Origin of the sequence: Bradyrhizobium sp. SRL28, assembly GCF_018596315.1 — a bacterium.
In the GTDB taxonomy this organism is placed as follows: domain Bacteria; phylum Pseudomonadota; class Alphaproteobacteria; order Rhizobiales; family Xanthobacteraceae; genus Bradyrhizobium.
Genome location: NZ_JAHEAG010000025.1, coordinates 101,106 through 113,294 on the forward strand (window position 1 = coordinate 101,106; position 12,189 = coordinate 113,294).

General features: G+C 62.4%; 15 protein-coding genes. 7 read left to right on the forward strand and 8 right to left on the reverse strand.

All coding sequences use genetic code 11. The features are described 5' to 3' along the window. Positions 1 to 210: 210 nt before the first annotated feature. Entirely contained in the window at positions 211 to 861 is a 651-nt protein-coding gene (locus KIP88_RS32705) for a hypothetical protein (protein ID WP_214492271.1), read from the forward strand. Positions 862 to 933: 72 nt separating this feature from the next. Here KIP88_RS32705 and KIP88_RS32710 read toward each other — a convergent pair whose 3' ends face one another. From KIP88_RS32710 to KIP88_RS32720, 3 genes are all read right to left on the reverse strand, one after another. After that, positions 934 to 1,281, reverse strand: coding sequence for an MmcQ/YjbR family DNA-binding protein (locus KIP88_RS32710; RefSeq protein ID WP_214492272.1), 348 nt, complete (start codon positions 1,279 to 1,281; stop codon positions 934 to 936). A 28-nt stretch (positions 1,282 to 1,309) separates the two neighbouring features. Further along, complete coding sequence (locus tag KIP88_RS32715) at positions 1,310 to 2,374, reverse strand: alpha/beta fold hydrolase (protein WP_214492273.1); 1,065 nt, start codon at positions 2,372 to 2,374, stop codon at positions 1,310 to 1,312. Positions 2,375 to 2,473: 99 nt separating this feature from the next. Then, a complete protein-coding gene (locus KIP88_RS32720) occupies positions 2,474 to 2,713 on the reverse strand; it encodes a DUF2188 domain-containing protein (RefSeq protein WP_214492274.1) in 240 nt (79 codons plus the stop codon). A gap of 130 nt (positions 2,714 to 2,843) precedes the next feature. Here KIP88_RS32720 and KIP88_RS32725 point away from each other — a divergent pair, with 130 nt between their 5' ends. The 3 genes from KIP88_RS32725 (at position 2,844) to thrS (ending at position 5,433) form a co-directional block, all read left to right on the forward strand. Further along, the gene (locus KIP88_RS32725) at positions 2,844 to 3,110 is read left to right on the forward strand and encodes a DUF2277 domain-containing protein (RefSeq protein WP_214492275.1); all 267 of its coding nucleotides are present in this window, start codon (positions 2,844 to 2,846) and stop codon (positions 3,108 to 3,110) included. Between the two features lie 47 nt (positions 3,111 to 3,157). Further along, entirely contained in the window at positions 3,158 to 3,949 is a 792-nt protein-coding gene (locus KIP88_RS32730) for a hypothetical protein (protein WP_214492276.1), read from the forward strand. Between the two features lie 272 nt (positions 3,950 to 4,221). Continuing rightward, positions 4,222 to 5,433, forward strand: a complete 1,212-nt coding sequence (gene thrS / locus KIP88_RS32735) for a threonine--tRNA ligase (RefSeq protein WP_214492277.1) — start codon at positions 4,222 to 4,224, stop codon at positions 5,431 to 5,433. A 518-nt stretch (positions 5,434 to 5,951) separates the two neighbouring features. On the opposite strand, the gene KIP88_RS32740 is transcribed toward thrS, so the two are convergent. Beyond that, positions 5,952 to 6,887 carry an NAD(P)H-binding protein gene (locus tag KIP88_RS32740; RefSeq protein WP_214492278.1) on the reverse strand — a complete coding sequence of 312 codons (936 nt, stop codon included), beginning with the start codon at positions 6,885 to 6,887 and terminating at the stop codon, positions 5,952 to 5,954. A 340-nt stretch (positions 6,888 to 7,227) separates the two neighbouring features. Here KIP88_RS32740 and KIP88_RS32745 point away from each other — a divergent pair, with 340 nt between their 5' ends. Together KIP88_RS32745 and KIP88_RS32750 are read left to right on the forward strand one after the other, a co-directional pair. Beyond that, positions 7,228 to 7,785, forward strand: a complete 558-nt coding sequence (locus tag KIP88_RS32745; RefSeq protein WP_214492279.1) for a cytochrome P460 family protein — start codon at positions 7,228 to 7,230, stop codon at positions 7,783 to 7,785. A 393-nt stretch (positions 7,786 to 8,178) separates the two neighbouring features. Then, entirely contained in the window at positions 8,179 to 8,400 is a 222-nt protein-coding gene (locus tag KIP88_RS32750) for a hypothetical protein (RefSeq protein ID WP_214492280.1), read from the forward strand. Between the two features lie 140 nt (positions 8,401 to 8,540). Here KIP88_RS32750 and KIP88_RS32755 read toward each other — a convergent pair whose 3' ends face one another. The 4 genes from KIP88_RS32755 to KIP88_RS32770 all read right to left on the reverse strand — a co-directional run bounded on the left by KIP88_RS32755 (position 8,541) and on the right by KIP88_RS32770 (position 11,425). Continuing rightward, a complete protein-coding gene (locus tag KIP88_RS32755; RefSeq protein WP_214492281.1) occupies positions 8,541 to 9,713 on the reverse strand; it encodes a cytochrome P450 in 1,173 nt (390 codons plus the stop codon). 7 nt (positions 9,714 to 9,720) lie between these two features. Continuing rightward, positions 9,721 to 10,488, reverse strand: coding sequence for an SDR family NAD(P)-dependent oxidoreductase (locus tag KIP88_RS32760; RefSeq protein WP_214492282.1), 768 nt, complete (start codon positions 10,486 to 10,488; stop codon positions 9,721 to 9,723). Positions 10,489 to 10,644: 156 nt separating this feature from the next. Next, positions 10,645 to 10,896 (reverse strand): hypothetical protein, encoded by a 252-nt coding sequence (locus KIP88_RS32765; RefSeq protein WP_214492283.1) that lies wholly within the window; start codon positions 10,894 to 10,896, stop codon positions 10,645 to 10,647. Between the two features lie 274 nt (positions 10,897 to 11,170). Further along, a complete protein-coding gene (locus tag KIP88_RS32770) occupies positions 11,171 to 11,425 on the reverse strand; it encodes a hypothetical protein (RefSeq protein WP_214492284.1) in 255 nt (84 codons plus the stop codon). A gap of 183 nt (positions 11,426 to 11,608) precedes the next feature. Here KIP88_RS32770 and KIP88_RS32775 point away from each other — a divergent pair, with 183 nt between their 5' ends. Further along, positions 11,609 to 12,157 carry a DUF2380 domain-containing protein gene (locus KIP88_RS32775; RefSeq protein WP_214492285.1) on the forward strand — a complete coding sequence of 183 codons (549 nt, stop codon included), beginning with the start codon at positions 11,609 to 11,611 and terminating at the stop codon, positions 12,155 to 12,157. Positions 12,158 to 12,189 lie beyond the last annotated feature (32 nt).

Consider the following 12,189-nt stretch of genomic DNA (forward strand, 5'->3'; position numbering starts at 1 on the left):
TCTTGTACACAGATTTGATGCGAGCCACGGCTGGCTTAGCAGTCGCACCGAACCGATTGCTGCCTTGAAATAGGCGCAGCACGAACGTGCTATCGATTTTGCGTGAGGATTTGTGAGCTGCCCGGCGCAGCACAACTGCCCAACACCGGTCTCGCCGTCCGTGGTTGGTGAAGGAGCCGCTCCACGGTCATCACCACGATTGGAAACGCCTTGGGCACGAACCCGAAGATAGCGATAGGCCTGCTTTCACCCGTGGGATTGCTGTTTGCGCTCCCCGTCTTGCTCTGGGCTTTCAGCTTCACCGAACGCTTCGGGCTGGAGAAATGCAGCATCGGTTCGATTTCCGATGTCGAATACCAGCGCATCCTGTCTCGGGCCGGTGAGCAACGCTGGACGGTATGGCCTGGTCTGTCGAACGGGGTGTTTTGGCTGTCGGACAGGGGCTTTCGAGGCCCGACGGCATCCTTCAACAGCAACCTCAATGATCAGTTGCTCTCGCACATCAGAGAGCTTGCCGGATCTGATCCGTCCGTTAACCGCCAACTGGCCTCGGCCCATGCTGTGATGCGCAGCATGGGCGCAGAATACGTCCAGACTCAGGAGGTGCTGGACATGCGCGGGGATCGCGCCGGTTCGCGCGTCCATTTCACATACTACCTGCCGCAGGTTCGTTTCGCACCTGTGTGTGTTCTTTGCCTGATATGGTCGCACACGACCATTGACGTGGTCTTTTCACATGAACTTGCCACCCACCGATACCAGTTGCAGGCAGTGAACGTTCTGCTCGCCGGGCTGAAAGGCAGCCCCGACAAAAACCGAGCGCGCAACGTCCCATGGGGTAGCTGTCCTGAGTTTCGATGATCCCTTCACAATGGATGACTGGATTGCGCAATGGCTAGCAACGCAAGCTGCGCAGATTGATACGGCGCGAAATCAGGGCTGCTTTGTCACGCGCCGCTTGGCGGTAGCCTTCGGCGCGACGTTCTTCCACGCCATGGTGAGCGCGCTCTTCAGCGTCGTCGCATCGGCCTTCGCCAGCAGCACATTGGTGTAGCCCTGCTTGCCCCATCCGCCCGGCACCGGACGGAAGATTTTCGGCTCGGACTCGACCAGCATCGATTGCTGCTCTTGTGTCAATTTCACCATGCCCCAGGCATCATCAGGATACCCGAGGGTGGCGAAGATGCGTTTCCCGACGCGGAAATCGGCCGTGCGCTGATGCGCGCCTTCGACCGCTCCGGGGAGAGCGAGCGCTGCGCGGCGAAAATGACTAGCCGACATCGCGCGCTCGCTTCATGTTCGTGCCGGCCTACATCGCCCGCTGCGGCGCGGTCTGCAGCAGTTCCTCTACCTGCTTCTTGTAGAACTTCGCATTGCCCGTGGTGAGATGGCCACGTGTTTCGCTGGAAGCAGGGATCAGGAACAGGCGGCCGTTCTTGACGCGCTTCAGCGCCGCATCCGTGACGCCGGTTTCCGGCGGATTGCGCTCGTCGTCGGCGGCATTGATCAAGAGCAGCGCGGCTTCGATCTTATCGAGCGAGGGCGCCGGATTGTAATCATGCGAGGCTTCCCACTGGTAGATGAAGTCGTTGGCATCGGCGGTGATGGCGCTCGCCAGCCGGTCGTCGACCATCTTGTCGGCCTGCGCCGCCGTCGGCGCCAGCGCCTGATAGGCCAGCGTGCCGCCGCCGGTCGCGATGCCATAGGCGTTGATGGCGTATTTCATCATGCGCGGCTGGGTGATGTAATTGCCGCGATTGTAGTCGGGATCGTTCCTGATCGTCTCCAGCATCATCCGCCGCAGCATCCAGTTGCGCGCCGCCATCTCGGTCGGCTGCGACGCCATCGGCACCAGCGCGTCCATGAATTTCGGATATTTGCCGCCCCAGATCCAGGTGTGCATGCCGCCCATCGAATTGCCGATGACGAGCCGCAGGTGCTTTACGCCGAGCCCTTCCTTGACCAGCCGATACTGCGCATCGACCATGTCCTCGTAATTGTATTTGGGAAATGCGGTCTTCATGCCGTCGGAGGGCTTTGACGATTTGCCGTGGCCGACACCATCGGGAATGATGATGTAGTATTTGGTTGCATCGAGCGGCTGGCCGGCGCCGAACATTTCGCCGCCGAAGCCCGCCGTCAGCATGCTGGCCGCCGAGCCGCCCGAGCCGTGCAGCACCAGCACCGGCTGTCCGGTCGGCTCGCCGATCGTGGTGTAATGCAGCCGCAATTCCTGCATCGTCTCGCCGGTGTGGAACTTGAAATCCCTGGCGATCCACTCACCCTGTTTCGGTGTGGGGTAATCTGCGGCGAAAGCGGTGATGGAGGTCAGAGCCAGTGCGGCGGCCGACAAGGCGGCATACGGAAAATTCATGACGGTCTCCCCAAGGGCGCGGCTGTCTTGTGCGCCGCTTGCGGGGAACCTTATCACACCGGCTATTTTCGTCACCAGATGGGCGACGATGCGAGCCGCCTAACCCTCGACCTCGGTTTCCGGCCGGTCATTGCCGGCGGCGGTCTCGGAATGCCATCGTCCGTCCGGGGTTTCGTATTCGATCATCTCCGTGCGGCCCGGCACCCGCTGCTCGGCCGCCACGCGCCGGGCGGCTGCCAGCGCCGCGGCGCGGTTCGGAAACGGTTCGGAAAACACGCCGTTGACGGTGTAGGCCCAGCCGCCGTCATGTTCGACGATCTTGTAGGTCAGATGGGTCATCGGGAACTCGCTGTTTGCAGGTGCCGACAGGGGTGAACGCGCCGCGTGATCCATGACAGAATAGGCCACGCCGTCGGATTTTGCACCGGCCGTTCGTCCTTGATCGACGATTGGTGCAGAGGAGAGAACCATGTGCCGCAACATCAAGACCCTGTTCAATTTCGATCCCCCGGCCACGCACGCGGAGATCCATGCTTCCGCGCTGCAATTCGTGCGAAAACTCTCCGGCTTCAATTCGCCGTCGCAGGCCAACGCCGAGGCGTTCAACCGCGCGGTTTCCGAAGTTTCCGACAGCGCGCGGCGCTTGCTGGCCTCGCTGCAGACCAATGCCGCGCCGCGCGACCGCGAGATCGAGGCCGAGAAGGCGAGGGAGCGCTCGCGGGCGAGGTTCGGCTAGGGGTATCGATCATCTGCATCGCGGCGTTGCGACGTGGAGTCCGACCGATGCCGACCGACCTCAAGCAAGTCGATTCTCCTATCGTGCGACGACCTCACAAACGCCCCAGGGCCGCTGCGACCCTGCCTCCCTTCCGTCAAACCAGGATCGCCTCTTCCTTCAAGAATTTGGAAGAGGCGTCGGTGGAGGTACCAATGTTATACTCGCAAAGCCCACCACTGACGGCCGAAGAAACTTTGTTCGGCGGGCATGCGCGCGATCCGGACGTCCGATCCGACCAGCGTGTCGGTAGACGGCGCGTGAAGCCGTCGGTCGATTCTCCCTATCCCTACCGCTTCGGGGAAGGGCAGCCGGCGAGCGGCCGGCCGTCGATTGGCAAGCGAATGTTCCGCACCCTTGTCCGGTTCTCTATTGCGGTTCTCATCGGGGTCGGCGGCACGCTAGGCTGGCAGTCCTACGGTGATGAAGCAAAGGAGATGCTGGTGGCCCAGGCTCCGGCGCTGGGTTTGCTGTTACCCGTCTCGACGACGAAGCCGTCGGTCATGGCTGCGACTTCTACTGATACGACGCGGCAGTTTGCGCCCCTGGCATCCACGCTCGATGCCGTGCGGCGCAGCGTCGAACAACTCGCTGCCAGGCAAGACCAGATGGCCCAGAACATTGCGGCACTACGGGCTGTTCATGAGGACGTCAGACAGAAGGTGTCATCCACGCCTCCGGTCCCGGCCCCAGCCCCAGCCCCAGCCCAGCAAGCCGCCTCCATCCCGCAGCCCAAACCTCCACAGCCCAAGATCGACTCTCGCCTCCCGCCTTCTGCCGGATCACAGCTCTCGCGCTGACGGCCCGGATCGCCGGAGACGAAATGGATCAACGCGCCGCCGCGCGGCTGGCGTTGACGCCTGCGCGTTTTGCCGCCATATACAGAGCATGAATAAGCTTCTGTCAGCCGCATTGACCACCACCGCGACCGCTTACGGCGGATCGCCTGCTGGTTGCGCGCGCTAGAGACAAGCGTAATTCACCCAGAATGGCCCCGCCGGCGACGGACGGGGCCTTTTCTGTTTTTGGTGGTCCCCGTCCGCGCTTTTTCCTCTTCACAAGGAACATAGCCATGGACGATCTCGACCACAGGAATCTCGGCGTAAAACTCAACCTCTGGCACCTTCAGGAAGATGCGCCGGGCATGGTGTTCTGGCATCCGCGCGGCTACGCGCTCTACCGGGTGCTGGAGGACTATCTCCGGCGCAAGATGCGCCGGGCCGGCTATGCGGAAGTGCGGACGCCACAGCTGCTGCCAAAGGAGTTCTGGGGCCGCAGCGGCCACTGGGACAAGTTCCGCGAGCACATGTTCCGGGTCGACGACGGCGAGCTGGCGATGGCGCTGAAACCGATGTCGTGCCCGTGCCACGTGCAGATCTTCAACAAGGGGCTGCGCTCGTGGCGGGAGCTTCCGATCCGCTATGCCGAGTTCGGCGCCTGCCACCGCAATGAGCCTTCCGGTTCGCTCCACGGCATCATGCGGACGCGCGCCTTCGAGCAGGACGACGCCCATGTGTTCTGCCGCGAGCAGGACGTGGAGGGCGAAGTCGCGTGCTTCATCGCCCTGCTGGGCGAGGTCTATCGCGATCTCGGTTTTCCCGACTACGAGGTGGCGCTGGCGACGCGGCCGGCGGTGCGCGCCGGCGATGATGCGAGTTGGGACTGGTCAGAGGCGAAGCTCGGCGATGCCGCACGGCGCTGCGGCCTCGCGCCTCACATCAACCCCGGCGAAGGCGCGTTCTACGGACCGAAGCTGGAATTCGCGCTGCGCGATCGGCTGGGACGATCCTGGCAGTGCGGCACAGTGCAGCTCGACAGCGTGCTGCCGCAGCGGCTCGAGGCGTCCTACGTCGCCCCCGACGGCAGCCGCGCGAGGCCCCTGATGATCCACCACGCCATCTTCGGATCGCTCGGCCGCATGATCGCGATCCTGCTCGAGCACCATGGCGGCGCGCTTCCGTTCTGGCTGTCACCGGACCAGGTCGCGGTCGCGCCGATCTCGAAAGACCAGGCCGGATGCGGCGCGGACGTTCTGACAGCGTTTTGGGATGCCGGGATCCGGGCCGTTGCCTATGACGGCGCCGATACCCTTTCGCGGCGCATCGTGGCGGCGCATGAAATGGCGGTGCCGGTGATGGCTATCGTCGGCGGGCGCGAGATGAGGGACGGCCGGGTGAGCCTGCGCGAACGCGACGGCTCACAGGCCGACGTTCCGCTGGCCGAGGCGGTGTCCCGCCTGCAGGCGAGGGCCCGGCCGGGCGCCCTTGTGGCTGAAGCCTTCTAGCCCGCACGAAGCCCGCGATGTCCGAGCTATGTCGCACTTTTTCGGGCGATGTCTGCCAGAGGATTAGGACCATACAGGTTGGGGCCTGATGTTCCGGCGCGGCGGTGGCCTCCACGATGGCGTCGGATGTCAGCCATTGGAGGGATGCCATGGATCAGGCCAGGCGATTGAAGCTCGGCACGATTTTCTTCACCCATCGGCCGTACAGTCATCGTCGGTGCCTCGCCCGCCGCCTCCCGTTGGACCACAGCTCTCGCGCTGACTGGCGCTCTCCTCTGCGACCGTCGCTTCCAGCTCGGGATGCGTGCCATGATTGCTGTTGGGGTACGTTTGAGACATGCCGACCGGTCCTGAAGATGTCCGTTAATCGGGGGCAGACCGGAAGCGATCAGTGCGCCGTCAAAGCGACGCGAATGATCCAAATCGGACTTCCCGAAATGCTGACGCTCGTTCGCGGCAGTGCCACGGCATGAGATAAACGCCATCGTAAAGTATAAAGGCCGCGTCGAATGGCCTGCTCAAGCCGCGGTTCCATCCCGCGTGAATTCAGCGGCATGCAACTTGATGAAGTCGTACATGCTGATCGGCTTCTGGCCGGTGAGTTTGAACAGGTCGTCGGTCATACGGTCGTAGCGGCCCTGCTTGTTCAGCTCCGTCATCACGGAAAGGTGCTTGACGATGTGCGCGGGCACGCCAGCCCCCAGAAGCTTTTCGCTCCAGTCGGAGAGTGGCACGTCGCGATAGTGGATCGTCCGACCCAGCGCCTCGGAGAACACGCGCGCGTAGTGCTCCAGATCGGCCGATTCAAACCCCGTCAAATTGTAAACCTGGCCGATGTGCGGCGTGGGATCCTCGAGGACGACCGATACGGCGCGCGCCACGTCCACGGCCGAAATCGGTGAGGTTTTGCCGCCGCCCATTGGCAACGCCAGTTCATCGGCGTCCCGCACGCTCGGGGCAGCGAAAAGGCGGAAGAACCCTTCGAGGAAGACCGTGGGCCGCATCGTGACGACCGGGAGGCCCGACCAGGACAAAGCCTGTTCAGCCAGCCAGTGCAGCTTGTGCTGCGGGCTGTCGGTGCTCTCGGTGATGCTCATCTGCGTAACGGTCATCTGAGACATGTTCACGAACGCTTCGACGCCGTGATGGCGCGCCACGGCAGCGGTGTTGACCGTGGCCGTCAGGTAATCGGCCGAAACCGACATGCCGAAATAGACACTCGCGCAACCTTCGATCGCGCGGTGCATCGCGGTGAGGTCAGTCAGGTCGCCTTGCATGACCTCGGCGCCGAGCTGGCGCAGGGCCTCGGCGCGTTCATCCTCGCGGCGCACCAGGGCGCGCACCTTGCGCCCCTTGGCGAGCACCATTTCGGTGAGATTGCGGCCGATGGACCCGACAGCGCCACCCGCGCCGGTCACCAGGATCGGGCTAGCATGTGACGATTGCGTAGTCATTTCAATTGCCCCTCGATGAGTTCAGATTGCGGGACGATCGCCGGGTTACAGGACGACTCGACAAGGCTCTCCTGGTCGAGAACCGGGCGAGCCGAGTAACAAAAGACATGTGATGCGGCACGGCCCAGCATCAAGACTATGTCACTGACGCTTCCGCTTTTGACCCCATCGTGGACAGTTCAGAAATACTGATATGCACCATGGCATCGGACCCCATTTCGCAACGCGCAAATCCATGCTGTAATCATGTTCTTCGTGAGCAACGGGCAACGAAGCCCTAAGCCTCGAAGAAAACAATGCGACGACGCAATTTCCAACAACGCGGTTAGGAGATGCGACAATGAAAAAAAGCACGCTGATCAGTCTCAGTATTTCGGTATCGATCGCCGTTTTGGCGGCTGGTGTCGCGATTTCCGCGCAGGACAAATATACTGTAAAAGTACCGAATGGCCTCGGGTTCTCTGACTTTAGGGGATACGAGGACTGGCCAGTGATCGCGATAAGTCAGAGCGGAGGCAAGATCGCTGTGATCGTGGGAAATCCGGTAATAATCGACGCCTTTAAGGAAGGGGTGCCCGGCAATGGCAAGCCTTTCCCAGACGGCGCCAAGATGGCGAAAATTCATTGGAATCCGAAAATACAAGAGACGTACCCCGGTCAGCCAACGGTGCTAGGTGCCCAGCAGGACGCTGGTTTCATGGTGAAGGACAGCAAGAGGTTCGCGGACAGCGGCGGATGGGGATGGGCCGAGTTCCTCTATGACGCGGCATCCGATACGTTTAAGCCCGCCACTGCAGCGGACAATCCGCCTCAGGAAAACGACGCGAAGTGCGGGTTCGCGTGCCACACGGTGGTGCAGAACCGCGACTACGTATTCACGGAGTATGGAAAGAGGTGAGTATCGGATGGCGTTGACGGACAGTCGTAACGACTGCGCCGAATAATGGTGGATGTCCGCACCTGGCACGTTTGGGACCTCACGCGATGTCCAGACTTGGGTCTGGAATGCGTATCAAAGCGGAAGTCCGCCAACCACTCCGCATTTATGATTTGGGTTCCGGTCCGCGAACTCCCATACGGGCCCGCAGCTCCATCGCTGCACTAGAGGCCGGACAGATGGCAGCATCCGACTACGTGCCAATCTTCTTCAAAAACCGCTTGCATTTGGCGGGGCGTCCACAGGTGGGTTCACGCCCTGGCGGCCCGGTTTCGACGTGCGTGACGCACCTCACGGTGCGGCTTGGCAGTGGCGTCCATGATGGCATCGGATATCGGCCATCGGAGCAGTGTCATGGATCAGGCAAGGCGATTGAAGATCGGTGCGATTTTCTTCACCATCTTCTGGATCGGCGGGATGCTGTGGTGGAGCGGCGAGTATCATCCCGCCTACATCATCATTCTGACCATCTGCGGAACGATTGCGGGCTACCTCTGGTACCTCGGCATGCGCTGGGCGTTTCAACGCCTGCACCTGCTTCCGCTGAACGGCGATCACGGCAGGGAGACGCCGTGATGACGCGGTGAGGCCTTCGTCGATTGCTGCTAGTTTTTTTCCTCATGCATGATGAACCGGGCAGGTTGACCATGCGCAGCACGATCATCGACCGGTTCGGCTACCGGGAATGTCCGCGTCAGTAGACCGTTGCGGCGCGATCAGCCTGCATCCCACTTCACCGGCAGATTGAGCAATCCGCGAAACGCCCAGCCGCCGATCCTAACCGGCTCGCTCTCGTCCAGCCGCAGGCCCTTCAGCCGCGCAAACGCGCTCGGCAACGCGACGTCGGCCACCATGGCGCGGGAGGCGAAGGCGCCGGCGCAATAATGCGGGCCGGCGCCGAAGGCGATGCTCTTCTGGGTGTCGCGGGTGATGTCGAAACGATCCGGCTCGGCAAAGCAGGCCTCGTCGCGGTTGGCCGAGCCGAACATGAAGAACACGCGGTCTTCCGGCTCGAAGTCGATGCCGCCATACGTCCACGGCTTTGCGACGCGGCGCGGCGACATCTGGATCGGTGCAATCCAGCGCGCGTACTCCTCGAACACGTCGATCCATTTTGCTTTTCCCTCGCGCACCAGCGCGAGCTGTTCGGGATGCGTCAGCAGCGCCCAGGTCGCGCCGGCAATTGCGTCGCGCGGCTCGTTCTGCCCGCCCGAGATCGCAAGCTTGATGTTGGCGCGGATGCTTTCCATGTTCTGGCCTGAAGCCAGCAGCACGCTGAGGATCGAGGTGTTCGGGTGCTTCTTCACCACCGGGATCATGTCGTCGATCGCGGCATCGATGCCAGCGGTGGCCGCATGGCAGCGCGCCTCGACCTCCTTGTTGCCGGTATAGTTCGCGATGCCGTCGATCATCGCCTGCGACCACGCGTCCATGTCCGGGTAGCGCATGTTGGTGAGCCCGGTGACGTCCTTCAGGCATTCGGCCGACAGCGGCAGCGCCAGCTCTTTACAGAGATCGGCGGAGCCTTTCGGCGCGAGTTCGTCGAGGATGCGGTCGGCATGGGCCTGAAACTGCCGGACCCAGGTGTCGCGCACGGTGCGCGGCGACACCGCGGGAAACATCGCCTGCCGCTCCGTCATGTGCGCATCGCCATCCTTGCGCATCATGTTGTGGCCCATCAGCACATTCATCAGCCCGGCGGGTTGATGTGAGGAGAACACGTCGATGCGCTTCTCCTGGGTGAAGATGTCATCGCGGCGGGTGAACACGGTCGAGCCCAACTGCGGCACGAACGCGATCGGCGCTTGCTTCCGCATCTTCGCCAGCGCGGGATAGGGATCGGCCCAGAAGGACGGGACATCGATGTCGAAATGCGGGGCGTTAGACATGATGCGCTCACACAGCTCGGTAACCGCCGTCGACCATCACGATCGATCCGGAGACGTAGGCCGAAAGATCGGAAGCGAGGAAGATCGCGGGGCCGACGATGTCTTCCGCCGTCCCGGCGCGGCCCAGCGGGGTGTGATCCATGAACGTTTTCACAAGGTCCGGATTGTTGGCGCGGGCATTGGCGTTCAAGGGCGTCGCGATGAAGCCCGGGCCGATCGCATTGACGCGGACGCCTTCCTTGCCGAGTTCGGCGGCGAGCGCCTTGGTGAAGCCGAGCACGCCGTGCTTGGAGGCGGTGTAGGCCGGCGAGCTCGGCGTGCGCACATGCACAAACGATTGGATCGAGCCGATATTGACGATGCGCCCCTTGCTGGCGCGCAAGGGCGCGAGGAACGCATGCGTCACATTGAAAACACCGGTAAGGTTGATGGCGATGATGTCTTCCCAGTCGTTGATCACGGCCTCCGCCGCGCCCAGCATGCCGTTGCGGCGGACGATGCCGGCATTGTTGACGAGGATCGAGACCTGTCCGACCTTGTCGGCGATCTGTTTTGCCATCGCGACGCAGTCCTCGCGCTTGGCGACATCGAGTGCGAAACTGTCCGCACTTCCGCCGGCGTCACGAATTTCCTTCGCGGCCTCGGCCGCCGCCTTCTCGTCCCTGTCGAGCAGCACGAGCCGCGCGCCCTCGCGGGCGTAGCCGATCGCAATGGCGCGACCGATACCGGAACCTGCGCCGGTGACGACTGCGATATGATTCTGGAGAAGGGGCATGGGCATTTCCTCTTGCTTGATTTTGGCAGAGGATAGCAAGCGTGCCCGCTTGTACAAGGTGGTAGCGATTGTTGTAGGGCGGGTTAGCGAAGCGTAACCCGCCGCAACGGTGCGAATGGAAGGCGGATTACGCTTCGCTAATCCGCCCTACACAACTTACAGCTTGCAGGCGCCCTTCTTGAGCATGCCGTCCTTCACCGCGAGCGCGGCGGCAAACCTCGGAACCGGCTTGCTGACGGCCTTGTAGTTCGAGGGGACCGGCTTGGTCGGAATGCTCCGGTCCCAGACCTGGCAGACGCCGGTGCCTTCCCAGCGGATCAGATGAAAGGCGGCTTCGGCGGGGCTGGTCGCGGCGAGCGCAGTGAGGGCGAGGCCGGCGGTGGCAGCAAGGGCGGTCAATCGAAGCATGGGCAAAATACTCCTGTTGGGAAATGCGCGGCCGCGCTCCGCAACGACATTGAGGGAGCGAGCTCCCGGCCGGGGATGACCGGGCATCCCTTTGGTGTAACGGGTGTGTGATTGGTTCAAAGGCGCGCATGAAAAAGGACGGCGAGTAGTCCTCTCGCCGGCCTCTATTTCGTTAATGTAGCCCGGATGGAGCGCAGCGAAATCCGGGGACCGGTCTTCACTCGGACTAGGCTTCCCCGGATTACGCTTCGCTCCATCCGGGCTACGAAAGAAGTCAGAGCGAGCAGGTGCCGTTGCGCAGCAGGCCGTCCTTGACGACCAGCGCGTCGACGAAGGTCGGCACTTCCGAGCCGACGAGCACGGTATAGTTGCCGGGATACGGCGCGGTCGGGATGCTCCGGTCCCAGATCTGGCAGAAGCCGGAATCCTGCCAGCGGATCAGATGATAGGCGGCGTTCGCCGGGCTTGACGCGGCAAGTGCGGTGAAGCCGATGCTGGCAACGGCGCAGAGGGCAAAAATACGACGCATCTTCAATCTCCTGTTTGGAACACGGGGCTCTTGCGCCCGGCTACCCCTTGAGTAGCGGGCAAAGCGAGAAGGTTCAAAGGCGCAAAACGCGAGGTGCAATGGGTTAGCGAAATCCTCAACCGCTGCTATGATTCAGGCCCGGCCGCGGGACGATGCCAATGTCAGGGTTCAAGGAGACGAAGCATGATGCAAGCAGCAACCCGATGGCGCGCGTTGAGACTGCGCAGCGGCGCAAGCGCCGTGCTGACCATGCTGTGCGCGCTAGCGGCGCTGTCGTTTCCATCGGCCGGAACGCCGGCCGCCGCGCCGATCGCGGTGGCGGTGGCGGATTTCGATTATTTCGACACTTCCGGAGAGGTCGTGGACCAGAGCGCGGAGCATCGCGCCCGCGTGGCGTCGTTTGCAAAATTGCTGCGCGATAATCTGGCGGCCCAGGGTGAATATCGCGTGGTGCCGATCGAATGCCCGGATCATCCCTGCACCGCCACCAGCATGTCGCAGGATCTTTTCATCGCCGCCGTACGGAAGGCCGGTGCGCGGCTTGTAGTGTATGGCGGCATCCGCAAGATGAGCACGCTGGTGCAATGGGGCGAAATCCAGCTGCTCGATCTCGAAGCCGAGAAACTGTTGATGCGGCGAACGGTGACGTTCCGCGGCGACAACGATGCCGCCTATCGCCATGCCGCCGATTTCGTCAGCAATACGCTGAAGGAAACGATGCCGCAGCCGTGAGTCTCGTAGGGCGGATTAGCGACAGCGTAATC

Coding starts and splice junctions, on each gene's coding strand:
- KIP88_RS32715 (WP_214492273.1), bottom strand. CDS start 2,374: ATGAATTTTCCGTATGCCGCCTTGTCGGCCGCCGCACTGGCTCTGACC.
- KIP88_RS32750 (WP_214492280.1), top strand. CDS start 8,179: ATGGATCAGGCAAGGCGATTGAAGATCGGTGCGATTTTCTTCACCATC.
- KIP88_RS32770 (WP_214492284.1), bottom strand. CDS start 11,425: ATGCGTCGTATTTTTGCCCTCTGCGCCGTTGCCAGCATCGGCTTCACC.
- KIP88_RS32745 (WP_214492279.1), top strand. CDS start 7,228: ATGAAAAAAAGCACGCTGATCAGTCTCAGTATTTCGGTATCGATCGCC.
- KIP88_RS32720 (WP_214492274.1), bottom strand. CDS start 2,713: ATGACCCATCTGACCTACAAGATCGTCGAACATGACGGCGGCTGGGCC.
- KIP88_RS32755 (WP_214492281.1), bottom strand. CDS start 9,713: ATGTCTAACGCCCCGCATTTCGACATCGATGTCCCGTCCTTCTGGGCC.
- KIP88_RS32730 (WP_214492276.1), top strand. CDS start 3,158: ATGCCGACCGACCTCAAGCAAGTCGATTCTCCTATCGTGCGACGACCT.
- KIP88_RS32710 (WP_214492272.1), bottom strand. CDS start 1,281: ATGTCGGCTAGTCATTTTCGCCGCGCAGCGCTCGCTCTCCCCGGAGCG.
- KIP88_RS32765 (WP_214492283.1), bottom strand. CDS start 10,896: ATGCTTCGATTGACCGCCCTTGCTGCCACCGCCGGCCTCGCCCTCACT.
- KIP88_RS32760 (WP_214492282.1), bottom strand. CDS start 10,488: ATGCCCCTTCTCCAGAATCATATCGCAGTCGTCACCGGCGCAGGTTCC.
- KIP88_RS32775 (WP_214492285.1), top strand. CDS start 11,609: ATGATGCAAGCAGCAACCCGATGGCGCGCGTTGAGACTGCGCAGCGGC.
- KIP88_RS32740 (WP_214492278.1), bottom strand. CDS start 6,887: ATGACTACGCAATCGTCACATGCTAGCCCGATCCTGGTGACCGGCGCG.
- KIP88_RS32725 (WP_214492275.1), top strand. CDS start 2,844: ATGTGCCGCAACATCAAGACCCTGTTCAATTTCGATCCCCCGGCCACG.
- thrS (WP_214492277.1), top strand. CDS start 4,222: ATGGACGATCTCGACCACAGGAATCTCGGCGTAAAACTCAACCTCTGG.